The organism is Cognatundibacterium griseum (genome assembly GCF_014284195.1).
Taxonomy (GTDB): domain Bacteria; phylum Pseudomonadota; class Gammaproteobacteria; order Burkholderiales; family Burkholderiaceae_D; genus Undibacterium; species Undibacterium griseum.
This window is the reverse complement of record NZ_JACOGC010000008.1, coordinates 43,158-68,757: the sequence shown is the minus strand read 5'-3', so window position 1 is coordinate 68,757 and position 25,600 is coordinate 43,158. Positions and strand designations below refer to the sequence as shown.

The following is a 25,600-nucleotide window of genomic DNA, read 5'->3' as shown; positions in this document are numbered from 1 at the left end:
TTTAATGGGATAGTTTTATATACTCCCCCTGTTTTTAAATAAAAACCGCCGGAAGTCCCCGTAAATAAATGGCATTTAAAAATACTGGCAGGGAGTATATTCAGCACACCAAATACATCCACTGAGCAATTCAGGTTTGGCAGCGTCAGGAGCGGCCTGCCGGACAGACGCAGCGAATACCGGAGATGGTACGGTATGCCGAGGAGGATGCAGACCTGGCGGCATCCCACCTCACTGCAGGATGAAATGCAATACCGACCAGGCGGGCAGTGTGTAGCTGAACTGATTTTGCGAGATATTGGCGACGCCGGCACGCGCTGTGACCTGATTGCTGCTGCTATCCACACCCCATGCCTGCGCTGTGTGGAAAGCAGTGTCTGCATTGATCTGCAGGCTTGCATTTAACGGTGTGCTCAGGCGGTTGATCGCGATAATGTGCAGGACTGCCGGATTCGCGGCGCTGACGGCCGCGTACACGGTGCCGTTGCTGTCATTGGTGGAGACCGCATGCACTGAAATTTCCGGAAACACCGATTTATTGCCGTCATAGTTACGGAAAATTTTAAATCCTGCCGCGATGTAGCCCTCCACATCACCGAAATACGTGGCCAGATAAATACCCTGCTTGCCGAAAGCGCCCAGTGCATCGGCCTGCGCGACAGCGCCGGTGACATCATCGCGTCCGCCGAAGTCATATTCAGTCACCGCCAGTCTGGTGCCGGGATAAAAATCGCTGACGGATTGCTTCAGCTTGGGCAGCAGTTGCAAAGCGCGGCCGTCGGTAAAGCCGTAGCCGGATTGCGTGATCCAGCTCGGTTCGACATAGCTGGCATCCCACAGACTGCGCGGAGCCTGCACCCGGTCTGCCGGTGCAGAAGAAACCTGCGGATAATAATGAAACGAGAACACATCCAGCAGACGTTTACCGGCCGCCGCCGATGCCTGGCGCATCTTGTCCAGGTACACATTGGCCATCGTCATGCCGTTGTAGCGATAACGGTCGCCAGTGTTTTTACTCAGATACGGCTCGACATTGTACTGATTCCAGTCCGACGGCTGGTGCCCCTGCACGCCATCCCAGACCGACCACAGACTGAACAGCCCCAGATACCCGCTCAACGCCGGGCCGAAAGTCTGTGCCGAGCTGTCCATGCGCTTCACGGTTTTTGCCAGCGCCTGATTTTTCTGCAGCACATCGCTCACTGTCGTCAGTGCCGGATACAGATGAGAATGGGTGCCGTCTCCCCACGGAGTCGGCCAGGTATGCCAGAGGTCAGGCTCATTATCCAGTTCGTAGGCTTTCACGCCCTTCGTGCTGTATGCCTTACCGTATTTTTTCAGGAGAAAGCTGATTTCCTCATCGATATACACCACCCCGTCATCCAGCGATGGCGCCAGACTCAGCACACCGGCGCTGGCTGGTTTGTCATTCACGATATCGAGCCAGCGGGTCACATCCACGTTGGAAGGCCCGGCGCTGCTTTGCCATAAGGCAGAGCCGTTACAGGTCGCGGACGGATACAGATTGACGATATCTTTCGGCAATTTACCCGCAGCAGGCAACTGCAGCAAAGAAAATGTGCCCAGCGCCAGCGACTGGTCGTGAAAGCTGGTCAGCGCTGCTCCGGGGGAGTAATAAGCCAGACCGCTGCCCTGATTCGGCAAGCCGGCACCGCTGGCATAGCTGACACCGGCATTCGAGGAATGGCACCAGTCGGCACCGGAGTTGCTGACCCCGTTTTCCCAGTTATAGCTGGTCATGTTGTTGCCGCCCATGCGCCGGGAAGCCAGATTGACACTTTCCAGCGCAGTCCTGCCGCCATGCACGTCCCAGCCGGTGCGGCCACTGCCGTCGGCATAGGCGTTGAAACCATAAATCAGGGGGCTGATATTGTGACGCTCAGACTGCGTATCAATGCTGAAAGTCACGCTCTGCGCATACACCAGCGACAGCGGCACTGACATGCTTAACATGGTCAGAACTTTCAGCAGGTTAACTGGTCTCATCAGCGGCTCCGTTGCAATAAGATATTGGCGATACATGAAGTACCTGGCAGCGATATTAGTCTGCGTAAAACAGGGCTTACGCAAAACCGTTTTGGCGTTGCCCCATTGTATAAGCGGTATCACAGTGTCCGCCAAACTGTTTTACAGTCTGGTACATTTTTCTTTTTTCCTTACAAAACAAATATGCGCAGACTGCCGTCACTATCCCGTCTGCTTTTTATGCCCATCACAGCACGTTAACATCATTATTTTTATAATATTCCATGAGACGACCCACTTTCCTTCCCCATTTCAGCCGCCGCCAATGGCAGCGCAACCTGCTGGCATTTTCTATAGCACTCAGCCTGCACACCTGGAGCAGCGAAGCACTGGCTGCACCGGCGTATTACCGTTTCCCGGCAATCCGCAACGGACAACTGGTGTTTACCGCCGAAGGGGATTTATGGAAAGTCGGCATACAGGGCGGCACCGCGCAAAGGCTGACGACCCATCCTTCGGCAGAAACCCTGCCTGCGATCTCGCAAAACGGTCAGTGGCTGGCTTTTTCCGCTGCGTATGAAGGCCCGGTCGAAGCCTATGTGATGCCGGTCAATGGCGGGCTGCCAAAGCGGATCAGTTTTGAGAACGACGTCGTCAATGTGCTCGGCTGGACAGCACAGGGAGAAGTACTGGTGAGCACGCTCAACAGTACCGGGCCAAACGCGCACCGCGTGATCGCTGCGATTGACCCGCAAACTATGCAGCGGCGGGTGTTTCCGGTGGCGGATGCGAATGAGGCGACGCTGGACGACAGTGGCCGTTATCTGTTTTTCACCCGCTTTGGCCTGCAAATGACGAACGACAACGCCAGACATTACCGTGGCGGCGCTGTCGCCCAGCTTTGGCGCTACGATCTGCAGGGCAAAGGCGAAGCTGTGCACCTGTTTCCAGCCGATCAGAGCAACAACCGGCGCCCGATGTGGTGGCAGGGCAAACTGTATTTTGTCAGCGACCGCAATGGCGCCTTCAATCTGTGGGTGGCGAATCCCGATGGCAGCGATGCGCAGGCACTGACCGCACATCAGGAATGGGATGTGCGGAATGCGGCACTGGGTGACGGCAAAATCGTCTATCAGCTTGGCGCAGACCTGCATGTGCTGGACATTGCCAGTCATACAGACCAGACACCCGGTATTGCGCTGGTATCCGATTTCGATCAGCAGCGCGCCCGTCTGATCCGTAATCCGCTGGACTATCTGACCAATACCAGCGTAGCCGCCAGATCAGAACGCCTGCTGTTCACCGCGCGCGGTCACCTGAGTCTCGCCGGTACCGGGCAGCAGCGCCGGATTGACCTGCCGGTACCTGCGGGTGCCCGCGCCCGTGCCGCGGTGCTGGCGCCTGATGAGCAGACCGTTTATGCAATCGTCGACAGCAGCGGTGAAAACGAGATCTGGGCATTCCCGGCAAACGGCGCCGGCCAGCCGGAAGCGCTGACCAGCCATGGCGACGTACACCGCTTTAACCTGTATCCATCTCCCGATGGCCAGTGGCTCGCCCACACCGATAAACGGGGCCGGGCCTGGCTGCTGAATCTGCACAATAAAACCAATGTCGTCATCGATGATGCCGGCAAACAGGGCATCGATACCTACAGTGAACTGGTCTGGTCGCCGGACAGCAAGACGCTCGCCATCGTCAGGCCGGATCATCAGATTCATCACCAGCAGATCACGCTGTATGCACTGGATTCCCGTCAGATGCATGTGGTCACGACCGACCGCTATGATTCGCATACGCCGGTTTTTTCCGGCGACGGACGCTGGCTGTATTTTTTATCCGAACGCCAATTTCAGGTCAGTAACCGCGCCCCCTGGGGTGACCGCAACATGGGGCCCGGTTTTGATAAACGCACCGGCGTATTTGCGCTGGCTCTGCAAAACAATCACCGTTTCCCGTTCAAGGCTGATGACGAACTGAGCAAACCGGCAAAGAACGCCGTGCAATCTGCCACGGCAGAAAAACCGGAAGAGGCAATGACCATCCCGGACACCGCTGCCAAACCGGTGCCGCAACCGAAACTGCCTGCGATTGACTATCAGGGGCTATCGGAGCGGGTGTATCAGGTACCGCTGCCGGCAGGTAATTACCGCCATCTGGCGACCGATGACAAGCGCCTGTATCTGCTGGAACAGGATGGCAGCGAAGAACGCGGTACGCTCAGGACGCTGGCGATCAGCAAAAATTCGCCGCAGCCGGAGGTGTTTGCCAGCAGCGTGCGCGAATTCGAGGTGTCTGCCGATAAGCGACGGATCTATTACCGCACCGCAGCGGCAACCGGCAGCGGCGATTTCCTGATCGTCGAAGCTGGCGCCAAGGCACCGGCAGATGTCAGTAAAGCGAAAATCGCCGTCAGCGACTGGAGTTTTATGGTGAATCCGCGTCAGGAATGGCAACAGATGTTCGGTGACGCCTGGCGCATGCACAGGGATTATCTGTATGACCCTGCCATGCGCGGAGTGGACTGGAAAAAAATCCGCGACAAATATGCGCCGCTGGCGGAACGTGTCACGGACCGCAATGAACTCAACGATGTGCTGGCACTCATGGTCAGCGAAGTCGGTGCGCTGCATTCACAGTTCCGCCCCGGCGATATCCGCAAAGCCGCACCCGAGGGCACACCTGCGTCACTGGGAGCTGTGCTGAGCCGTACCGCAGATGGCGTGCGCATTGAGCACATCTATCGCAGCGAGCCAGACTTACCAAGCGAACGTGCACCGCTGGCCCAGCCGGATGTGAATGTGAAGGAAGGCGATGTAATCCTGCGCGTCAACGGGCAGGCCGTTGCCGAAGCGCGCGACATCACCGATCTGCTGATCAATCAGGCAGGGAAACCGGTTTTATTGCAGCTGCGGCGCGGCAATCAGGCCCCGCATGCAACTATCGTCACTCCGGTCAGCATGAGCCAGCATGCCAACCTGCGTTACAGTGACTGGGAGCAAAGCCGCAGCGCCCGCGTTCAGGAAGCGTCCAAAGGCCGCATCGGTTACCTGCATCTGCGGGCAATGGGGCCGCAGGATATCAACGCCTTCGCACGCGAGTTTTACAGCAACATCGACCGGGATGGATTAATCATCGACGTGCGACGCAATCGCGGTGGCAACATCGACAGCTGGATCATCGAAAAACTGCTGCGCAAATCCTGGGCATTCTGGGCAGGCCCGTATACGGCACCGAATACCAATATGCAGCAAACTTTCCGCGGGCATCTGGTAGTACTGGTGGATGAGCTGACTTATTCAGACGGCGAGACTTTTGCTGCCGGTATCAAAGCCCTGCAACTGGGGCCACTGGTCGGCAAACGCACTGCCGGCGCCGGAGTCTGGCTATCGGACAATAATTCGCTGTCCGATAACGGCATGATCCGCGCCGCCGAATCTGCCCAGTTCAGCATGGATGGCCGCTGGCTGGTCGAAGGCATCGGCGTCATCCCGGACGTGGAAGTCGACAACCTGCCGCATGCGACTTTCCTCGGCCAGGATCAGCAGCTCGAAACCGCACTGCAGATCCTGATGAAACGTCTGCAGGAACAGCCGGTCAGACCAATGGTGCCGCAAGTGATTCCACCGCTCCGATAGCGCTCAGGCAGGCTCGTTCCTGCAGGACACGCCCTCAAAAAAAAGCCCCTTTTGACAGGGGCATTTTTTCGGAAAAATCCTTAATCAAGTTTAAAACGCGACAGGCATCAGATAACTTCACTTGCGGTCTGATGCTGTTCCAACGACCTCTTTGTAAGCATGCCAGGTCGCATGCCCGATCACCGGCATGGTCAGGATGAATCCCAGATTCCAGGTCATCAGTCCGATCACCACCGATGCCACGATCAGTAATGCCCACATCAGGGTCGCAGGCGCATTGATAAACAGCGCAACGCAGCTGATGATCATTGACGTAATCGCATCGGTATCCCGGTCCAGCATCAGGGGAATCGACACCCAGCTGATCGCAAACACGATGCTGGCGAAGATAAAACCAATGCAGGCATATACCAGAACGAATTCCAGATTACTGAGGGAAAACAGCTGTGTCAGAAAACCGTGCATGCTCGGCATGCCCTTGTTATAAAACAGCGCAAAAATAACCAGCGAAGCCCTGGCCCAGACCATCATGATCACCGCCAGCACCAATGCCAGGACACCGATATTGCTCCAGCGCCCGCGCATGGAAAACACGCTGCCAAGCAAACCTGAGCGTACATTTTCTATACGCCGGCTGATATCGTACAGACCCAGCGCCAGCAATGGTCCAACCAGCAAAAAACCGCAACTCAGCGCCGATACGTATTCCGGTGCATGACTCAGCACCAGATTCAATATCATCCCCATCGCGGCAAAACATGCGCCGTAAAAAACACTGGGGCCGCCTGACTCCCGGAAATCAGACCATCCCATTTTGAGCCAGCTGAAAGGGCGCAATATCCCGACCCGCCGGATCGGCGGAAACGGCGACTCATCATCAATAATGGTTTTAATGTCCGGCGGCGCACTGTCGCCGCCCCTGCCCTGAAACTGATCTGCCATGTCGTCTCCATGAGGATTTCCTGACCCATCTTGATGTGGATCAATCTCTTGATACTAAGACAGGCCAGCGGCAATTGGCAATGCGCAGCGCCGCATTTCGCCAGACCAGCTGCGCTGCAATGCAACGAAGACCATGCAGGATGCACGAAACAGAGGTCAACTGAACGCTTTCAGGTCGGTTTTCAGCCGGTTCAAAATGTAACATTAGTTACTATTTTAGATGGAAAAACGGGTTAAGCCAGGCTGGATAAGCCGGTTTTCAACGATATAATCCGGATTATAAAAAGTTAAAATAATTAGTTAGCTTATTTAACATTTTTCCTGTTTGCTTTTCCCTGACGCACAAGACATCACAAACACTGCTGTGATCCCCGGCATGACTCGCTGTCATGGGTCAGGTGTGCTGGATTTCATTGCCTGTTGACATGCTTTATTTATTGCCATTCCCGTTGCGTCTGACCGTCTCCTGCCGGTCTTTACTGCATGCCTTGTTACTGCTTGGCAGCTTCAGTACTGGCATGCCCAGTCATGCAGCCGGGACTGGCAGCCCGCCGCCAGCCGGCATCACGCTGATGGTCTCCGAATCACGTGATGAAAACGGTGCGCTGATACCGATACGCCCGGAAAATCAGGCCGTCATTCAATATTTTGAAAAAGCCCTGAATCTCACTTTCCAAATCCGCCGCCTGCCATTACCCCGCATTACCGCAGAACTGCAGGAAGGCGAAGGTCTGGCGTTCGGTTTATCAAAAAATTCGGAGCGGCAAAAGTTCATGCAATTTTCAGAGACGGTATTTACCGACATCGTATGGATCGTCGTACGCGAAGACGCTAAAATGGAATTCAACAACCTGCAGGATCTGCAGGGTAAATCCGTCGGTATCGTGCGCGGAGTACGCTTCGGCGATGAAATCGACCGGCAGCGCAATGTGCTGTTCAGAGTGGAAGAGGATACCTCGCAGCTCAGCTCACGTCTCAAAAAATTGCTGTCGGGCCGCATGGATTGCTTACTTTTCAATTCGCGCACCACTTCCGCCGCCGAAGTCGAAGCAGAACTGAATCAGTATCTGGCCACCGCGAATATGCCTGAAACGAACAGCAAGCCAGTGCAGATACGCGTTCTGGGCAAACCGCTCATGACCGATGAGATTCACTTCGCAGCAGGATTACGGAATCATGAACGGCTGCTGAAATCGATTAATGCCGCCATCATCAGGGGCCGGAAATCCGGCGAACTGCCGCCTTTGCTGAAACGCTGAGAAATCTTCCAGCACCATCCCGAACCGGCATCACCAGCAGGGCTAACATAGCAACAGCCTTATAAAAAAAACGCGCCCTGAAGCGCGGTTTTTTTCATGCAGTATCGTTCCCTTGAGAACGAGGAATGCTCTTACTTCTTACGTTGCGGTGGCAAATCCGTGCAGACGCCTTTATAGACTTCTGCTGCCATACCGATCGATTCACCCAACGTCGGATGTGGATGGATGGTTTTGCCGATATCCACCGCATCAGCACCCATCTCGATTGCCAGCGCGATTTCGCCGATCATGTCACCGGCATGCGTGCCAACAATACCACCGCCGACGATGCGTTTGGTGTCTGCGTCAAACAGCAGTTTGGTGAAACCTTCGTCGCGACCATTCGCCACCGCACGACCAGAAGCCATCCACGGGAACAAGCCTTTTTCGACTTTGATGCCCTTGGCTTTGGCTTCGTCTTCGGTCACACCGACCCATGCGACTTCAGGATCAGTGTAAGCGACCGATGGAATCACAGTCGCGTCGAAGTAGGCTTTTTCACCAGCGGCAGCTTCGGCAGCGACATGCGCCTCGTGTACGGCTTTATGCGCCAGCATAGGCTGGCCAACCAGATCACCGATCGCAAAAATATGCGGCACATTCGTGCGCATCTGTTTATCGACGTTAATAAAGCCACGGTCTGTTACTGCAACGCCTGCTTTGTCTGCCGCGATCTTTTTACCATTCGGGCTGCGACCAACGGCGACCAACACCAGATCGTAGACTTGCGGCGCCGGTGCAGCTTCGCCTTCAACTGCGGAAGCGAAAGTGACTTTGATGCCTTCCGGCAGCGCTTCTACGCCGACCGTTTTGGTTTTCAGCATGATGTTGTCGAAGCGTTTTTCATTATGCTTCTGCCAGACTTTGACCATGTCGCGGTCTGCGCCCTGCATCAGGCCATCCATCATTTCAACCACATCGATGCGCGCACCGAGTGTTGAATACACAGTCGCCATTTCCAGACCGATAATGCCGCCACCGATCACCAGCATGCGTTTTGGCACCTGACGTAATTCCAGTGCGCCAGTGCTGTCAACGATGCGAGGATCAACTGGTACAAACGGCAGATTCACGACCGAAGAACCGGCAGCGATAATCGCCTGTTTGAACTGCACGACTTTTTTCGTACCGTCTGCAGCAGTGACTTCAATGTGATACGGGCTGAGGAATTGACCAACACCCTGCACGATATTGACCTTACGCGCTTTCGCCATGCCAGCTAAGCCCGTCGTCATTTTTTTGATGACGCTTTCTTTGTAGCCGCGCAGCTTGTCGATATCGATCGACGGTTTAGTAAATGTGACGCCCAACGCTTCCATGTGCGACGTTTCATCGATGACAGCAGCGACGTGCAACAGCGCTTTCGATGGAATGCAACCGACGTTCAGACAAACACCGCCGAGTGTCGAATATTTTTCGACCAGCACCGTATTCATGCCCAGATCGGCAGAACGGAAAGCGGCGGAATAACCACCAGGACCGGCGCCGAGTACCATCATGTCACATTCGATATCCACCTGTCCGGTATAACCGGATACAACAGGTGCAGGAACGGACGATACTACCGGCGCTGCTGCAACCGGTGCTGCAGATGCGGCAGCAGTTGCCGGTGCTGCGGTACCAGCGGCTTCGACCAGCAGCAGCAATGTGCCTTCGGCCACTTTATCGCCGATCTTGACTTTGATTTCTTTGATCACGCCGGCGTGGCTGGAAGGAATCTCCATGCTGGCTTTGTCCGATTCCACCGTGATCAATGACTGATCGACCTTAATCGTATCGCCTACTTTGACCATGACTTCGATGACTTCAACTTCTTTGAAATCGCCGATATCCGGCACTTTAACTTCGACAATACCGACTGGCCCGGCAGGTGCTGCGACAGGCGCGGCAACGGGAGCTGAAGCCGGAGCAGCAACTGCCGGAGCTGCCGGAGCTGCTGGAGTAGTTGACGCAGCAGGCGTTGCGCTCGCTGCCGCATCTTCAGCTTCAAGCACCAGCAAAATACTGCCTTCGGCGATTTTGTCACCGAGCTTAACCTTCATTTCTTTAATCACACCAGCATGGCTGGCAGGGATTTCCATGCTGGCCTTGTCGGATTCGACCGTCACCAGCGACTGATCGACCTTGATCGTATCGCCGACTTTGACCAGCAATTCAATCACTTCGACTTCTTTGAAGTCGCCGATATCAGGAACTTTCACTTCGATTGTGCTCATCGTATTGTCTCCGCTCACAGCAAGGTTTTACGCAGATCAGCCAGTACATCGGCCAGATAGGCTGTGAATTTCGCTGCCATTGCACCATCGATTACGCGGTGATCATAAGACAGTGACAAAGGCAGCATCAGGCGTGGCTGGAATGCTTTACCGTCCCAGACTGGTTTGATGCTGGATTTCGACAAGCCCAGAATCGCTACTTCAGGTGCATTGATGATAGGTGTGAATGCAGTACCACCAATACCACCGAGCGAAGAAATCGTGAAGGTTGCACCTTGCATGTCAGCCGGTTTCAATTTGCCTTCGCGCGCTTGCGCTGACAGATCACCCATTTCCTGTGCAATTTGCGACAAGGTTTTCTGATCCGCATTTTTGACAACAGGCACCACCAGACCATTCGGCGTATCGGCGGCAAAGCCAATGTTGTAATACTGTTTCAGGATCAGGTTTTCACCAGTTGCATCGAGCGAAGAATTGAAAGCCGGGAATTTCTTCAGCGCAGCCACACTCGCTTTAATCACGAAAGCCAGCATGGTCAGCTTCACACCGGATTTTGCCATCGCTTCGTTCGACGATTTGCGGAAATCTTCGAGGCCGGTGATATCGGCTTCGTCAAATTGCGTGACGTGCGGAATCATGACCCAGTTGCGATGCAGATTCGGGCCAGACAATTTTTTGATACGAGACAAAGGCGAAGTCGTCGTTGCGCCGAATTTGCTGAAATCCAGCGATGGCCAGGCCAGCAGATTCAAACCTGCGCCGCTGCCATTCTGCGCAACAGGTGCTGCCACTGCGGCAAACGCAGTACTGCCAGCCATGATGCCTTTGACGAAATTTTGCACGTCTTGTTGCGTGATGCGACCTTTGGGGCCGGAGCCGGCAACGCGGGTCAGATCAACGCCGAGTTCACGTGCAAATTTACGGATCGAGGGCGAGGCATGCGCTTTGCCCGCGGATGCCGTAGCAACCGGCGCTGAAGCTGATGCGCTTGATACTGTTGCTGCTGCAGTGGGGGTTGCTATTGGCGTCGCTACCGGAGCTGCGGCTACCGGCGCTGCAGGTGCAGCAACTGGCTGCGCAGGCGCGGCTGCGGGTGCAGCCGTGTCGCCACTGGCTTCCACGATCACCATTAAAGAGCCTTCGGCGACTTTGTCACCAACTTTGACTTTGATTTCTTTGATCACACCGGCATGGCTGGAAGGAATTTCCATACTGGCCTTGTCAGATTCAACCGTGATCAGCGACTGATCGACTTTGATGGTGTCTCCAACCTTCACCATCAGCTCAATGACTTCCACTTCCTTGAAATCACCGATATCCGGCACTTTGACTTCAATTGTACTCATAGCTTTAGCTCCGCTTTGCTTTATCTGAGAAGAGAGCCATGCCACGCACGACTCTCCTGCTTTGCTTATGTTGGATTACACAGTGACCGGATTAGGTTTGTCTGCGTTGATGCCGTATTTCGTGATTGCCTGAGCAACGACGGAAGCGGACAAGGCACCTTCATCAGCCAGCGATTTGAGTGCAGCGATGACGACGAAGTAACGATTCACCTCGAAGAATTCACGCAGTTTGGCGCGGGAATCGGAGCGGCCAAAACCATCAGTCCCCAGGACCTTGTAGCTGCGGTCTTTCGGGATGAAAGCACGTACCTGTTCAGCAAACGTACGCATATAGTCCGTCGATACCACGATAGGACCTGTCGTGTCTTTCAGACACTGAGTGATGTATGGCAAACGTGCGTCTTCAGTCGGATGCAACATATTCCAGCGTTCGGCATCCTGACCATCACGCGCCAGCAGCGTGAACGATGGTGCAGACCAGACGTCGGCAGCGATGCCCCAGTCGGATTGCAGCAGTTCAGCAGCAGCGATCACTTCGCGCAAAATTGTGCCGGAACCCAGCAATTGCACACGATGCTTGGTGCTGGCTTCTGATTTTTGCAACTGGTACAGGCCTTTGATAATGCCCTCTTCCTGACCCGCTTTCAGACCCGGATGGCTGTAGTTCTCGTTCATCAGCGTGATGTAGTAGAACACGTCTTCCTGATTCGTCACCATACGACGCAGGCCGTCATGCATGATGACCGCCACTTCATGCGCAAAGGTCGGATCGTAAGGAACGCAGTTAGGAATCGTCGATGCCAACACATGGCTGTGACCATCTTCATGCTGCAAGCCTTCACCGTTCAGCGTTGTACGACCAGCTGTACCACCAAGCAGGAAGCCGCGTGCGCGCATATCGCCCGCTGCCCATGCCAGATCGCCGATACGCTGCAGACCGAACATCGAGTAATACGTGTAGAACGGAATCATCACGCGGTTATTGGTCGAGTAGGAAGTCGCCGCAGCGATCCAGGAACTCATACCGCCGGCTTCATTGATACCCTCTTGCAGAATCTGACCGGCTTTATCTTCGCGATAGTACATGACCTGGTCTTTATCGACCGGCTCATACAACTGACCAACCTGGCTGAAAATACCGATCTGACGGAACAGGCCTTCCATACCGAAAGTGCGGGATTCATCCACCATAATCGGCACCACGCGCGGACCCAGGCTGGCATCGCGCAGCAGGGCCGTCAGGATGCGGACATAGGCAGCGGTGGTGGAAATTTCACGGCCCTCGGCAGTCGGCTCCAGCATGGCCTGGAATGCAGATAATTCCGGTACGACCAGCGCTTCATCTGCTTTCTGACGACGTTGCGGCAGATAGCCGCCGAGCGCGTTGCGGCGTGCGTGCAGGTATTGCATTTCCGGTGAATCTTCTGCCGGCTTATAGAAAGGAATGGCTGGCAGATCGGCATCCGGAATCGGTAACTGGAAGCGGTCACGCATGGCCTTGATCGCCTCGTCATCCAGCTTCTTGGTGTTATGCGCGGTATTGCGCGCCTCACCGGACTTACCAAATCCGTAACCTTTAATACTTTTCGCCAGAATCACGGTTGGCTGACCTTTATTTTCCTGCGCAACCTTGAATGCGGCATAAATCTTGTGTGGATCATGGCCACCACGGGTCAGGCGCCAGATATCGTCATCCGACATCTTGCTAACCATTTCCAGCAGTTTCGGATGTTTGCCGAAGAAATGCGCACGGACATAAGCGCCATCTTTTGCTTTGTAGTTCTGATACTCACCATCGACGGTTTCCATCATCACTTTTTGCAAAATACCTTCCTTGTCTTTCGCCAGCAGCTCATCCCAGCCGCTGCCCCAGATAACTTTGACGACATTCCAGCCGGCGCCACGGAAATCAGATTCCAGTTCCTGAATGATTTTGCCGTTACCGCGCACAGGACCGTCCAGACGCTGCAGATTACAGTTAACCACAATCACCAGATTATCCAGCTGTTCACGGCCAGCCATGCCGATCGCGCCCATGGATTCCGGCTCATCCATCTCACCATCACCGCAGAAAGCCCAGACTTTGCGCTTTTCGGTATCGGCAATGCCGCGTGCATGCAGATATTTCAGGAAACGTGCCTGATAAATCGCCATCAACGGCCCCAGACCCATTGAAACAGTCGGGAATTGCCAGAAATCCGGCATCAGTTTCGGATGCGGGTAGGAAGAGAGCCCCTTACCATCGACTTCACGGCGGAAATGCAGCAGTTGTTCTTCAGTCAGCCGTCCTTCCAGGAAAGCACGGGCATAAATACCCGGTGCGGAGTGTCCCTGAATGTAGAGCAGGTCGCCGCCATGTTCTTCGGTTGGTGCGTGCCAGAAATGGTTGAAACCAATACCCAGCATATTTGCCAGCGATGCGAAACTCGACAGGTGACCACCCAGATCACCATCCAGCCGGTTGGCTTTCACCACCATCGCCATCGCATTCCAGCGCATATAAGAGCGCAGCTTTTCTTCGATTTCCAGATTGCCCGGGCAATGCTCGCCCTGATCGGCAGGAATCGTATTCACATAGGCTGTGTTGCTGGAAAAAGGAATATGCGCTCCGCGGCGGCGCGCCAGATCGACCATACGCTCCATCAGATAGTGGGCGCGCTCAGGGCCTTCATTTTCAATCACAGATTCGAGCGCATCCAGCCACTCATTGGTTTCCATGACATCGGGATCATTAACGGCTTGCGCCAGAACTTGGTCTATCTGGGGTGACATAAGGGTCTCCTGTTGGTGCATTCTCGCTGAAAATGCGCGTTGACTTATGGACGAATCAGGGCATTACATTTGTTAGTGCAGGCATTCTAACAGGGTTTTTTATTTTTCCAAATAGCGATATTCAATTTCATAATGCGGTATTTTGTTTGCGCCGCAACATTGCGTTTATCATTTCTCATGCTGCTCTCTGCAATGGCCAGCCAGCCTGTGCATCGAGAGAGGAAAGTGAGCCTTTTCACTTTAGATGACAATACTTCTGCGATCAACGACAGTCTGCATTACTGCCTCCGGCCAATAAAAAAGGGCGATGATTTCTCATCGCCCCGAGGTCAGACCTTACGGTAAGGTACGGTCTGCTGCACACCTATGACATGTGCTTATTCATTTGTGTTTCACATTTTCAGATGATTGCTGCCATCACCGCCAGCCATTACTTGAACTTGTACTTCAGACCCAGTTTGAAATAACGGCCAATCGCGCCACTGGAGTCCATTGGGTTGTAGCTCATGCCGCCATAAGTCAGCGGATCCAGCGGAGCAACCTTGTCGAACAGATTTTGCACGGAACCGAATACTTCCAGATTCTTCATCGCTTTCCAGCGGAAAGACATGTCGAATGTTGTGAACGATGCCAGCGTGCAGTCTGCGGTTGGTGCATTGCCGCCATTCGCCAGTTTCGATGCGCACAGGTCGCCTTCGAAATAGACGTTGCTCATTTTGCCGCGGTAGTTTGCAGTACCGGTCACGTTCCAGTCAGCCTTATCCCAGGACAAGATCAGATTAACCTTGTCTTTTGGTGTGCCGGCACAGTTAGAAGTGTCGCAGTTGCCATGTGTGCCTGCATATTCATATGCTTTGCCGCTCTTTTCAACGCGCTTCCAGGAATTCACGTGCGTCCAGCGGACGTCTGCTGTCAGCTTGCCGTATTCGCCCAGGTTAAAGCGCTGCTTTGCATCCACGTCCAGACCACTGATCTGGGTATAGCTGGAGTTCTGGTATGGCGCCTTGGAAATCAGCAGGGTTCCTGTGTTAGGCGTCACCACACCGCCAATGGTCAGGTTATTGTCCGAACGGATCGCCGTTGGCAATGCGGCTGCTTCAACATACGTCAGCGGATTGATTTCGTTACTGCGCTTGATCATCCAGCCATCCACCGCGAAGCTGGTGTTTGGCAGCGGATCCCAGACCATACCCAGGGTGTAGCCCTTGGATGTTTCTGGCTGCAGGTTAGGATTGCCCACCTTGACGGCAGCAACCGTTGCCGCGCAGTCATTCGCTGTTGCCCCCGGCAGCGGTGTGCCGTTCGGGCAGCGGATCGGGTCACGCACTGTGGCAGAACCGGTACTCTGGCTTTCAATACCAGATTCAGCCGCACCCGGAGCACGGAAACCCTCGGAGTAAGTGCTGCGGAATGCCAGCTCCTTCATTGGTGACCACTTGATTCCCAGTTTTGGCGTGGTGGAATTGAAGTTGGAGTATTTGTCGTAACGCACGGCGGCAGACAATTCAACCGTCTTTAACACCGGTGCCAGCAATTCCGCATACAAGGCCGCAATATTCTGACTGCCCTTGGCTGCGACATAGCTGGCATTGATCGAACCATCCTGTGTACCGCTCAGGGATGGACTGTCGAGGGATTCACGACGGTATTCAGCACCAACCGCCAGCCCCATCATACCGCCGGCCAGCGGCATCAGTTCGCGGGAAGCCTTGAAGTCGATGATATCCATCTTGGTCGTGCCGTCAGCAATCGCATTGGTCACCATTGCCGCATACAGGGAAGCCGGGTTTTTACCAGCCTGCGCACCGATGTAGTATGGGAAATACTTGCTGTTAGGGTCGCCCAGTGCGGATTTGACGACTGCCATATTCAGCATGTTGCTGTAATCCAGATGCAGCTGTGTTTCGGAATGCAAGTACGCTGTATCGAAATCCCAGCCTGCCACATTGCCTTTCAGACCGGCAACAAAACGATTGAATGAGTTATCTGCAGAACGGGTGCTCGGGCCGACGTCAAATGCCGCATAGCGCACGCGCACCGGGACACCGTATGGGTTTTGCGGATGATTTGCCGCCAGCACGATCGTGGTGCCGGCACCGGAACCATAGTTAATCACACCGGTCGGATTCGATGCATTCGGCGGAAAAGCCACGGTTGGCGTGATGGATGGCGGGGTCATCGTAAATGATGTCTTGCGCTGGGAATAGCCGGCTTCCACATACGCCTGCATATCCGGATTCAGCTGCCATGTGCCGCGTGCAAACAGATTCACACTGTCAATCTGCGGCTGCATGGAACGGAACTGGTCCTGATACCAGAGACAGCCACCGCCCGGGTCCTGATTCTTGGTAGCCGACAATGTGGCGCAGCCAGGCAGAGAAACGTAATTCAAGGTCTTAGGATCACGGATGGAACCTGTCGGGCTGGCAGATGCGTTGTTTGTACCGCTGATGTAACCGGCTGCAAACTGCGTCGTCATCGGATAACCCCAAGGACGCAGATCACCGGCGCCAATCCAGTCACGGCGACCGGCGCGGTCGCTGTTCTGCAGCTTGTCAGACTTCGATACTTCCGCGTTGAAAATCACGTTGTAGCGATCCTGCTCAAGATCACCAAAGCCGGCTGTGACAGAAGCCTTGCTCTGATTCGCATCGCGATAACCGGAAGTGCCGGCAGATGCGCTGGCAACGACACCAGTGAAGTTTTTACGCAGAATGATGTTGACCACGCCGGCAATCGCATCCGCACCATACACAGAAGACGCACCGTCTTTCAGAATTTCAATCCGCTCGACCACTTCCATAGGAATGGTGCTGAGGTCGGTAAACGTTTTCTGACCATCGTCAGCACGGCCAAACGGTGCCATGCGACGGCCATTCAACAATACCAGTGTGGAGGTTGCACCCAGACCGCGCAGGGAAATTGCCGTCGAACCGGCAGCAAACCCGTTACCAAAACCGGTTGGCAGGGAGCCTGCGCCGTCCAGTGCCAGTGTCTGCAGGAACTCAGCCACAGTCGCCTTGCCGGATTTGTCGATGTCGGCACGATTCAGAATCTGCACCGGGGAAGCTGTTTCAGCCTCGGCACGTTTGATGTTGGTCCCCGTGACTTCCACGCGCTGGATTTTGGCATCTTCCTGTGCCAGCACAGGCTGGGCAATCACGCCCGCTGCCACCATCAGACTACCTGAAAACATCATTCGCAATGATCGTGAGATCACTTTTTCCTTATGCATTGTCCACTCCAAAAGTACGATGAATTAATCAAAATTACAAAGAAAACAAATTAATCAAAAACTTTCCGTTATTATTTTTTTTGGAAATTATTTTTCATAACTAGCATGAAGCCATCAGCCCGTCCGTACTGTCAAACTCTTTATAGCTGTTTTGTATATTTTTGTAGTTTTCTGTATCTTTTTCGTACAATTTAATTTCATAAAGGCAATACCTAAAATTTCCTATTGTTTCCCCCAATACAGCCGTGATATCTGTTTTGCGATGGCGGTACCGATCGTCAAGAAATCCAAGGGCTGCCTGTCATCCTTTATAATCTTGGCTTGTCTTTTCTCACATCCCACCATCATGACTGCCCAGATCATCAACGGAACACTCCTCTCCCAACAAATACGTGCTGACGTGACGCAGCGTGCAAAAACGCTGACAGCCAAAGGCAAACAACCCGGCCTGGCCGTCATTCTGGTCGGGGAAAATCCTGCGTCCCAGGTGTATGTGAGAAACAAAGTCAAAGCCTGCGAAGACTGCGGCTTTTATTCCGTACTTGAAAACTACGATGCCACGCTGACCGAGAGTGCCCTGCTGGCGCATATAGACCGCCTGAACCATGATCCGAAAATCCATGGCATTCTGGTTCAGCTGCCGCTCCCGTCACATATTGATGCCAATAAAGTCATCGAAGCGATTGCGGCAGAAAAAGACGTGGACGGTTTTCATATCAGCAATGCGGGTCTGCTGATGACCGGCCAGCCACTGTTCCGCCCCTGCACCCCTTATGGTGTGATGAAAATGCTGGAATCAATCAATTATCCGGTGCGCGGCGCGAATGCAGTCGTGGTCGGTGCATCCAACATCGTCGGCAAACCACAGGCCATGCTGCTCTTGCAAGCCGGCGCTACCGTCACCATCTGCAATTCCAAGACCCGCGATCTGGCGGCACATACCCGTAACGCCGATATCCTCGTTGTTGCTACCGGCAAACGCAATATCGTGACGGCAGACATGGTGAAGCCGGGCGCTGCCGTGATCGATGTCGGTATGAACCGCGACGACGAGGGCAAACTGTGCGGCGACGTGGATTATCTGCCGACCAAAGAGGTAGCCGGCTACATCACCCCGGTTCCCGGAGGTGTCGGTCCGATGACGATTACCATGTTGCTGGTCAATACCATAGAAGCTGCTGAAAGAAATTAAGATGACGGACCATTCTCCTTTGCTTGACCTGAGCGATTTACCGCGTTTCACCGAAATCAGTGCGGAACAGATTTCTCCTGCGGTACAGATTTTATTAACGGAAAACCGCGCAGTCATTGACAGAATCACCAATGACCAGATTCAGGTCAGCTGGGAAAATATCGTCGAACCGCTGGAAAATGCCACCGAAAAACTGGCAAGGGTCTGGGGCGTTGTCAGCCATCTCAATGCAGTTGCCGATACGCCGGAGCTGCGCGCGGCCTACAATGAAAACCAGCCCGCAGTCACCGAATTCTGGACCGAGCTGGGGCAGAATCTGACATTATTCAGTCAGTATAAAGCCTTGCTCGGGCATCCGGAGTTTGCTTCCTGGCCGGCGGCACGCCAGACCATCATCCGCAATGCGATCCGGGATTTCCGGCTGGGCGGGGCGGAACTTCCTGCGGAACAAAAACAGCGTTACGCTGAAATTCAGGAAAAGCAGGCGCAGTTGTCCACCCGTTTTTCTGAAAACGTTCTGGATGCGACTAATGCCTACGAATTGCTGATAGAAGACCGCCAGCAACTGCGCGGGCTGCCTGAGGATGTGATCCTGGCGGCAAAAAATGCGGCTGAACGCGAGCAAAAAACTGGCTACAAATTCACGCTGCATTTCCCCTCTTATTTTCCCCTGCTGCAATATGCTGAGGAGCGCAGCGTGCGTGAAACGATTTATCGTGCCAACGCCACCAAAGCTTCAGAACTCGGTGCCAAGCCGGAGTGGGACAACACTGCCATCATCACGGAATTATTACAGTTGCGGCGCGAAGAAGCCGGGCTGCTTGGCTACCGGAATTTTGCCGAAGTCTCTCTGGTCAGCAAAATGGCAGAGTCACCTGAGCAGGTCAGCCGGTTCCTGCAAGACCTGGCTCAGCGCGCGCGCCCTTACGCCGAAAAAGACCTGCAGGAACTGCGTGAATTCGCAGCACAACATCTGGGCATAGAAAAACTGGAGGCCTGGGACGTGGCGTATGCCTCAGAAAAATTACGGGAACAGCGCTATGCGTTCTCCGAACATGAAGTCAAACAATATTTCCAGGAACCCAAAGTAATTCAGGGCCTGTTTCTGGTGATACAGACCCTGTTCGGTGTCAGCATCAAACCGGATCATGCCAGCGTCTGGCATCCTGACGTGAAGTTTTACCGTATCGAAAAAGACGACCAGCTGATCGGCCAGTTTTATCTCGATTTATATGCCCGCAACGGCAAACGCGGCGGCGCCTGGATGGATGACGTCCGTGGACGCCGGCTCAAATCCGGCAGCGTGCAAACGCCGGTTGCTTATCTGGTCTGCAATTTCACCGAACCTGTTGTTGTCGATGGCGTAGCCAAACCAGCCTGCTTCACGCATGATGAAGTGATTACGCTGTTCCATGAGTTTGGACATGGCCTGCACCATCTGCTGACACAAGTCGATGAGTTGTCAGTTTCCGGAATTTCCGGCGTTGAATGGGATGCGGTGGAATTGCCGTCCCAGTTCATGGAAAATTTCTGCTGGGAATGGGATGTATTGCAGCAGATGACGGCACATGCAGAATCGGGCGAAACGCTGCCCCGCAGTCTGTACGACAAAATGCTTGCAGCAAAAAATTTCCAGTCGGGTTTGCAGACACTGCGCCAGGTAGAATTCGCCCTGTTCGACATGCGCCTGCATGACCAGTTCGATCCGCACGGCACCCAGTCAGTACAGGACATGCTGAACACAGTGCGGGAACAGGTATCGGTATTCACCGCGCCGGAATTCAACCGTTTGCAGCATTCTTTCAGTCATATTTTTGCCGGTGGCTATGCGGCCGGTTATTACAGCTACAAATGGGCCGAAGTCTTGTCCGCCGATGCCTTTGCTGCCTTTGAGGAACATGGTCAGCAAGATGGCAGCACACTGTCAGGGCAAGTCGGACAGAAATTCCGCCAGGAAGTGCTGGAAATGGGTGGCTCACGCCCTGCTCTGGAATCATTCAAGGCTTTCCGCGGCAGAGAGCCGCAGATCGACGCGTTATTGCGGCATAGCGGCATGACTGCCTGAGGAGTGTTATGAAACTGCACCGTCATTTAATCTGCCTGTTACTGCCTGCGTTGTTCGCGGCGGGCAGCGCTCAGGCCCAGCTCTATAAATCGGTCGGGCCGGATGGGAAAGTCACTTATTCCGACACACCGCCGCCGGTCAATCAAAAACTCGTGGAAAAACGGGATTTAAACAGCGCCATCGATACCAGCAATCTGCCTTACGAACTGGCGCAGGCTGTTGCGCAAAGTCCGGTCGTTATCTACACCGGCGCCAGTTGCGCACCGTGCAATGACGGAAAAAACATGCTCAGATCAGCAGGCGTGCCTTTTGCGGAAAAAACCGTCAAATCCAACGACGATATCGAAAAACTGAAGCAGGCTGGCGGCGATACCCAGCTTCCGTTATTGCTGGTCGGACGTCAGAAACTGCGCGGCTTCAGCACCGAAGAATGGCAGTCTGCCCTGACCAGCGCCGGTTATCCGTCGAGCAACCGCCTGCCGGCCGGTTATCGCTATCCGCCTGCAGAAAGCGCCGCACCGTCAGCTGCTGACAACGGTAAAGCGGTAACCCAGACGCCTGCCGCACCAGCCAGAAAATCCCTCCCTGTGAAAAAACCGGATACGGACAATGGCTTCCGCTTCTGACAGTATGCGCATCGACTTTCACAGCAAAGTCAGCGAACCATTTTTGTATGCCTGCCGGCTGGTACGTAAAGCGCGTGCCGCCGGTCAGTCCATGACTGTTTACCACAACGATATTCAGGCCCTGCGCCGTTTCAGTGAAATGCTGTGGACATTCAGTCAGGAAGATTTTTTGCCGCATGTGATGGCGGGTGATGCGCTGGCAGCACAGACACCGGTGCTTCTGTCCCATCAGGGTCTGGATCATGCGCCTCATACCGGGCTGCTGATCAACCTGAGCGAATTGATTCCCGAGCATTTTTCACGCTTTGCGCGCATGATAGAAATCGTCTCCACCGGAGAAGCTGAAACCCTTGCCGCGCGTGAGCGCTATCGCCACTATCAGCAGCAAGGCTATCAGCTCAGCCATCACGTCGCCAAATAATATGCCTACTGCTCAAGAAGACAATATCCCACTGCTGACAGAAATCATTTTCCCGGAAACACCGGTCAGCGTTCCGGCAGAAAAGACCGCCGCCACATCTCAACCGCTGCTTCAATCAACGTCCGCCGTCTTGACGCAGGAAGACTGGCAACAGCTGGAACAACGCATCAAAGAAGAAACGCTGAAGCAAGTACTGGGGCGCATCGATTTCGTTCTGGAACATCGCGTACGGGACAACCTGGCCGATGTGCTGCAAACCGCCGTGGAAGGACTGACGACAGAAATCCGGGCCGGACTGAAAAAATCACTGGAAGAAATGATTACCCGCGCAGTGACGCAGGAAATCACGAAGATAAAAATTCAAAAATAGTTAAAGAGAGCAAATTTATTTTTAAAAATAAACATCAATTCTGATCTTACTTTTTAAAATAAAAATATTTCAGCTATTTCTGATTACATAAAAAACCCCGGACTTCTTACAATTTCTCCAGATCACACAGGAGAATTCCGTCATGAAAGTCATCGTCCTCGGTGCCGGCATCATCGGCACAGCCAGTGCCTGGTTCTTATCCCGCCAGGGGCATGAAGTCACCGTCATCGAACGTCAGCCCGGAGCTGCGCAGGAAACCAGCTTCGCCAACGGCTGTCAGATTTCGGTATCCCATGCCGAGCCGTGGGCCAATCCGTCCGCTCCGCTGAAAGTGCTGAAGTGGCTGGGGCAGGACGACGCTCCCCTGCTGTTCCGGCCGCGCGCCGATCTGCTGCAATGGATCTGGGGCATGCATTTTCTGCGTGAATGCACGCCGCAGCGCACTGCGCACAATATCCGTCAAATCGTGGCTATTTCTGAATACAGTCGCCAGACATTACAGGCTTTGCGCGCAGAGACAGGAATTACTTACGATCACCTGACCGCCGGCATCCTGCACTTTTATACCGATCAGAAAGAATTTGACAATTCCCTGCCAGCGGCACAGCTGATGCGCGATCTGGGATGTCCGCGGGAATCGGTGGATGCCGATGAAGTGGTGCGGCGTGAGCCGGCGTTGGCTGGCATCCGCCATAAAATCGTCGGCGGTGATTTTACCGCGACCGACGAATCCGGCGACGTCTATCAGTTCACCAGCAAACTGGCGCAAAAGGCGGCAGCTCAGGGAGTGAATTTTCAGTACAACACCAGTGTCACACGCCTGTTATACGAAGGCACTGGCACCGATGCCAGAATTACCGGTGTCGAAGTGATCAATAGTGAAGGCCGCCACCAGACCCTGCGGGCCGACAGCTTTGTCGTCGCCATGGGCAGTTTTTCCCAGGCACTGCTGCAACCACTGGGAATCCGGCTCATGATTTATCCCGGCAAAGGCTACTCGGCCACCTACCCGATTATTGAACCCGATGCAGCACCAACCATCTCCCTGACTGACGACGGTTACAAATTGGTGGTTTCCAGGCTGGGCAACCGGTTGCGGGTTGCCGGTACCTGCGAGATCAATGGCTACACACGGGAGCTGAATCAGGCGCGTTGCGAAGCGATTACCAGACGCACCAGAGAGCTGTTTCCCGGTGCCTGCGATTACGACCAGGCTGCTTACTGGACCGGCCTGCGGCCGCTGACCCCCTCCAATATTCCCTATATCGGAAAAACCCGTTACCAGAATCTGTATCTGAATACGGGACATGGAACGCTGGGCTGGACCATGGGCGCCGGTTCAGGCAAGGCGATTGCCGAGATTGTTTCAGGACGGCAACCAGAAGTCGATTTTGTATTCACCGGCATGTCCGGCCAGTCTCTGGCCATGCAGCTGGCAGCCGGCTGACCAGAGGAATTTTCATATTTGTATCCGTGCGCACCTCGGTGCGCATATCCGCCATTTTCCCTCACGTCCCGCGATATTGATCCAGATCATGTTCCGGGACGTTCTTTTTTGACGAAAAAGTCACACTGAGGCAGATTTATTTCCCTGTTTTGACCTGTAATTCCGCCGCTTTTTCATCGAAAGCAATGCGGGTCGTAAACTTGGTTTTTTTCATCGGAAAACGGGAATGAAAATGCCGTACATTTCCCGGGCCGGAAATGGCGCGGCGCACAAATTGATAGTAGGCATCCATGTCAATGACGTGCACAACAACAAAATAATCGTACTCACCAGAAACAAAATAACACTGCATGACCTCCGCTTCCTTATTCATGCGTGCCTCAAATTCGTGCATGAATTCGTCGGCCTGATTCAGCAGCGAGACTTCCAGAAAAGCCAGCATTCCGTATCCTAATGCGAAGGGGTCAACCATGCTGATATCTGCATTGATCACGCCTGCTTCGCGCAAATCTCTGATGCGGCGCAAACAAGTCGGCTGGGAAACATGCAGTTTGTCCGCCAGTACTCGGGTCGGAATCTGGTTATCTTTTTGAAGATGATTCAAAAGCTTGCGATCAAGCTTGTCCAGCGCACGAAAATGGGGCATATAAAAATCGTCTGTTTTGAAAAAAAACCGCAGAAAATAGCTTTGCGAAATATTTTTTATGTTGTACCTTTTGTTTTATTCAGTGTTCTGAATAAGTCGGTGAAGCAGTAATGTCGTCTACTTTTTTTAATTCCTTAGGAGTATGTTCATGTCGTTCAAAACTAAAATGATTCCACTGGCTGGCGCGATTGCTTTCGCTTTTGCCGGTACGGCAGCAGCAGAAGATCTGGTGGTCAAGATTGGTCACGTTGGCCCGGTTTCCGGTTCCATCGCTCACCTGGGTAAAGACAATGAAAACGGCGCCAAAATGGCGATCGAAGAACTGAACGCCAAAGGTGTGATGATCGGCGGCAAAAAAGCAAAATTCGAACTGCTGGCCGAAGATGACGCAGGTGATCCAAAGCAAGGCACCACCGTAGCACAAAAACTGGTTGACGCGAAAGTTAACGGCGTTATCGGTCACCTGAACTCCGGCACAACCATTCCAGCATCCAAGATTTACAACGATGCCGGCATCCCACAGATTTCTCCATCCGCAACAGCTGTTCCTTACACCAATCAGGGCTTTAAAGGCGCATTCCGCGTCGTCGCCAACGATGGTCAGCTCGGCGGCACACTGGGCCGTTATGCTGTACAGATTTCCAAAGCGAAGAAAATCGCTGTGATTGACGACAAGACAGCATATGGTGAAGGCGTTGCAAAAGAATTCACCAAAGGCGCTAAAGGCAAGGGTGCTGAAATCGTCGTTACTGAGCACACCACAGACAAATCCACAGATTTCAGTGCGATCCTGACCTCCATCAAGGCAAAGAACCCTGATCTGGTTTTCTTCGGTGGTATGGACGCAGTTGCAGGTCCGATGCTGCGTCAGATGAAAGCACTGGGTCTGAATGCGAAGTTCATGGGCGGTGACGGTATCTGTACAGCTGACTTGGTCAAACTGGCTGGCGACGGCATCGGCGAAGGTCAGGTTGTCTGCGCTGAAGCTGGCGGTGTTCTGGATGCACAGAAGAAAGTCAACGAAGACTGGAAAGCAGCTTACAAGAAGAAATTCGGCGTAGAAGTGCAGATTTACGCACCGTATGTTTACGACGCTGTCATGACAATGGTAGAAGCGATGAAGCAGGCTAACTCTGCTGATCCTGCCAAATACCTGCCAGCACTGAAGAAAATCAAATACAAGGGCGTGACCGGCGATATCTCCTTTGACGATAAAGGCGACATCAAGGACGGTACACTGACACTGTACACTTACAAAGGCGGCAAGCGTGATCTGCTGACCGTTACGAAGTAATCAGCAGCACATAAATGGAAAAGCCCGGCATGCCGGGCTTTTCTTTTGATGCAGACACAATGCAGCGTATCTGCGCAACCCGCCCGCCGTTGAACAGCAGGCAGGT

General features: G+C 53.8%; 16 protein-coding genes. 9 read left to right on the top strand and 7 right to left on the bottom strand.

All coding sequences use genetic code 11. The annotated features are described in order from the left end of the window. Window positions 1-231: 231 nt before the first annotated feature. Window positions 232-2,007: a glycoside hydrolase family 44 protein gene (locus H8K27_RS15475; RefSeq protein ID WP_186864072.1), complete on the bottom strand. Its 1,776-nt coding sequence runs from the start codon at window positions 2,005-2,007 to the stop codon at window positions 232-234. A 263-nt stretch (window positions 2,008-2,270) separates the two neighbouring features. On the opposite strand from H8K27_RS15475, the gene H8K27_RS15470 reads away from it, so the two are divergent. Then, window positions 2,271-5,624 (top strand): S41 family peptidase, encoded by a 3,354-nt coding sequence (locus H8K27_RS15470; protein ID WP_186864071.1) that lies wholly within the window; start codon window positions 2,271-2,273, stop codon window positions 5,622-5,624. A 117-nt stretch (window positions 5,625-5,741) separates the two neighbouring features. On the opposite strand, the gene H8K27_RS15465 is transcribed toward H8K27_RS15470, so the two are convergent. Then, window positions 5,742-6,566, bottom strand: coding sequence for a DUF2189 domain-containing protein (locus H8K27_RS15465; RefSeq protein ID WP_186864070.1), 825 nt, complete (start codon window positions 6,564-6,566; stop codon window positions 5,742-5,744). Between the two features lie 518 nt (window positions 6,567-7,084). On the opposite strand from H8K27_RS15465, the gene H8K27_RS15460 reads away from it, so the two are divergent. Continuing rightward, on the top strand, window positions 7,085-7,825 hold the full coding sequence (locus tag H8K27_RS15460) for a substrate-binding periplasmic protein (RefSeq protein ID WP_186864069.1): 741 nt from the start codon (window positions 7,085-7,087) through the stop codon (window positions 7,823-7,825). A 131-nt stretch (window positions 7,826-7,956) separates the two neighbouring features. Here H8K27_RS15460 and lpdA read toward each other — a convergent pair whose 3' ends face one another. The 4 genes from lpdA to H8K27_RS15440 all read right to left on the bottom strand — a co-directional run bounded on the left by lpdA (window position 7,957) and on the right by H8K27_RS15440 (window position 17,397). Further along, window positions 7,957-10,080, bottom strand: a complete 2,124-nt coding sequence (lpdA, locus tag H8K27_RS15455; protein ID WP_186864068.1) for a dihydrolipoyl dehydrogenase — start codon at window positions 10,078-10,080, stop codon at window positions 7,957-7,959. 14 nt (window positions 10,081-10,094) lie between these two features. Then, window positions 10,095-11,471, bottom strand: coding sequence for a dihydrolipoyllysine-residue acetyltransferase (gene aceF, locus H8K27_RS15450; protein ID WP_329604421.1), 1,377 nt, complete (start codon window positions 11,469-11,471; stop codon window positions 10,095-10,097). Between the two features lie 30 nt (window positions 11,472-11,501). Then, window positions 11,502-14,198: a pyruvate dehydrogenase (acetyl-transferring), homodimeric type gene (gene aceE / locus H8K27_RS15445; protein ID WP_186864066.1), complete on the bottom strand. Its 2,697-nt coding sequence runs from the start codon at window positions 14,196-14,198 to the stop codon at window positions 11,502-11,504. Window positions 14,199-14,628: 430 nt separating this feature from the next. Then, window positions 14,629-17,397 (bottom strand): TonB-dependent receptor, encoded by a 2,769-nt coding sequence (locus H8K27_RS15440; protein WP_230419389.1) that lies wholly within the window; start codon window positions 17,395-17,397, stop codon window positions 14,629-14,631. Window positions 17,398-17,779: 382 nt separating this feature from the next. Between H8K27_RS15440 and folD the strand changes: the two genes are divergently transcribed. The 6 genes from folD to H8K27_RS15410 all read left to right on the top strand — a co-directional run bounded on the left by folD (window position 17,780) and on the right by H8K27_RS15410 (window position 23,554). Continuing rightward, window positions 17,780-18,625: a bifunctional methylenetetrahydrofolate dehydrogenase/methenyltetrahydrofolate cyclohydrolase FolD gene (gene folD, locus H8K27_RS15435; protein WP_186864065.1), complete on the top strand. Its 846-nt coding sequence runs from the start codon at window positions 17,780-17,782 to the stop codon at window positions 18,623-18,625. A 1-nt stretch (window position 18,626) separates the two neighbouring features. Next, a complete protein-coding gene (locus H8K27_RS15430) occupies window positions 18,627-20,690 on the top strand; it encodes a M3 family metallopeptidase (RefSeq protein WP_186864064.1) in 2,064 nt (687 codons plus the stop codon). 8 nt (window positions 20,691-20,698) lie between these two features. Next, entirely contained in the window at window positions 20,699-21,316 is a 618-nt protein-coding gene (locus H8K27_RS15425; protein WP_186864063.1) for a glutaredoxin family protein, read from the top strand. Then, window positions 21,300-21,737 (top strand): DNA polymerase III subunit chi, encoded by a 438-nt coding sequence (locus H8K27_RS15420; RefSeq protein ID WP_230419388.1) that lies wholly within the window; start codon window positions 21,300-21,302, stop codon window positions 21,735-21,737. Before H8K27_RS15425 ends, H8K27_RS15420 begins: the two co-directional genes overlap by 17 nt. Before the next feature lies 1 nt (window position 21,738). Further along, window positions 21,739-22,107, top strand: coding sequence for a hypothetical protein (locus H8K27_RS15415; RefSeq protein WP_186864062.1), 369 nt, complete (start codon window positions 21,739-21,741; stop codon window positions 22,105-22,107). Window positions 22,108-22,249: 142 nt separating this feature from the next. Next, complete coding sequence (locus tag H8K27_RS15410; RefSeq protein ID WP_186864061.1) at window positions 22,250-23,554, top strand: D-amino acid dehydrogenase; 1,305 nt, start codon at window positions 22,250-22,252, stop codon at window positions 23,552-23,554. Window positions 23,555-23,690: 136 nt separating this feature from the next. Here the strand turns inward: H8K27_RS15410 and H8K27_RS15405 are convergent, their stop codons facing one another. Beyond that, the gene (locus tag H8K27_RS15405) at window positions 23,691-24,200 is read right to left on the bottom strand and encodes an Lrp/AsnC family transcriptional regulator (RefSeq protein WP_186864060.1); all 510 of its coding nucleotides are present in this window, start codon (window positions 24,198-24,200) and stop codon (window positions 23,691-23,693) included. A 148-nt stretch (window positions 24,201-24,348) separates the two neighbouring features. Here H8K27_RS15405 and H8K27_RS15400 point away from each other — a divergent pair, with 148 nt between their 5' ends. Further along, on the top strand, window positions 24,349-25,494 hold the full coding sequence (locus H8K27_RS15400; RefSeq protein ID WP_176804592.1) for a branched-chain amino acid ABC transporter substrate-binding protein: 1,146 nt from the start codon (window positions 24,349-24,351) through the stop codon (window positions 25,492-25,494). Window positions 25,495-25,600 lie beyond the last annotated feature (106 nt).

What these genes read in the sequence shown, in the direction of transcription:
- H8K27_RS15475 (WP_186864072.1), bottom strand. Translation starts at nt 2,007, where the DNA reads ATGAGACCAGTTAACCTGCTGAAAGTTCTGACCATGTTAAGCATGTCA.
- H8K27_RS15470 (WP_186864071.1), top strand. Translation starts at nt 2,271, where the DNA reads ATGAGACGACCCACTTTCCTTCCCCATTTCAGCCGCCGCCAATGGCAG.
- H8K27_RS15465 (WP_186864070.1), bottom strand. Translation starts at nt 6,566, where the DNA reads ATGGCAGATCAGTTTCAGGGCAGGGGCGGCGACAGTGCGCCGCCGGAC.
- H8K27_RS15460 (WP_186864069.1), top strand. Translation starts at nt 7,085, where the DNA reads ATGCCCAGTCATGCAGCCGGGACTGGCAGCCCGCCGCCAGCCGGCATC.
- lpdA (WP_186864068.1), bottom strand. Translation starts at nt 10,080, where the DNA reads ATGAGCACAATCGAAGTGAAAGTTCCTGATATCGGCGACTTCAAAGAA.
- aceE (WP_186864066.1), bottom strand. Translation starts at nt 14,198, where the DNA reads ATGTCACCCCAGATAGACCAAGTTCTGGCGCAAGCCGTTAATGATCCC.
- H8K27_RS15440 (WP_230419389.1), bottom strand. Translation starts at nt 17,397, where the DNA reads ATGATGTTTTCAGGTAGTCTGATGGTGGCAGCGGGCGTGATTGCCCAG.
- folD (WP_186864065.1), top strand. Translation starts at nt 17,780, where the DNA reads ATGACTGCCCAGATCATCAACGGAACACTCCTCTCCCAACAAATACGT.
- H8K27_RS15430 (WP_186864064.1), top strand. Translation starts at nt 18,627, where the DNA reads ATGACGGACCATTCTCCTTTGCTTGACCTGAGCGATTTACCGCGTTTC.
- H8K27_RS15425 (WP_186864063.1), top strand. Translation starts at nt 20,699, where the DNA reads ATGAAACTGCACCGTCATTTAATCTGCCTGTTACTGCCTGCGTTGTTC.
- H8K27_RS15420 (WP_230419388.1), top strand. Translation starts at nt 21,300, where the DNA reads ATGGCTTCCGCTTCTGACAGTATGCGCATCGACTTTCACAGCAAAGTC.
- H8K27_RS15415 (WP_186864062.1), top strand. Translation starts at nt 21,739, where the DNA reads ATGCCTACTGCTCAAGAAGACAATATCCCACTGCTGACAGAAATCATT.
- H8K27_RS15410 (WP_186864061.1), top strand. Translation starts at nt 22,250, where the DNA reads ATGAAAGTCATCGTCCTCGGTGCCGGCATCATCGGCACAGCCAGTGCC.
- H8K27_RS15405 (WP_186864060.1), bottom strand. Translation starts at nt 24,200, where the DNA reads ATGCCCCATTTTCGTGCGCTGGACAAGCTTGATCGCAAGCTTTTGAAT.
- H8K27_RS15400 (WP_176804592.1), top strand. Translation starts at nt 24,349, where the DNA reads ATGTCGTTCAAAACTAAAATGATTCCACTGGCTGGCGCGATTGCTTTC.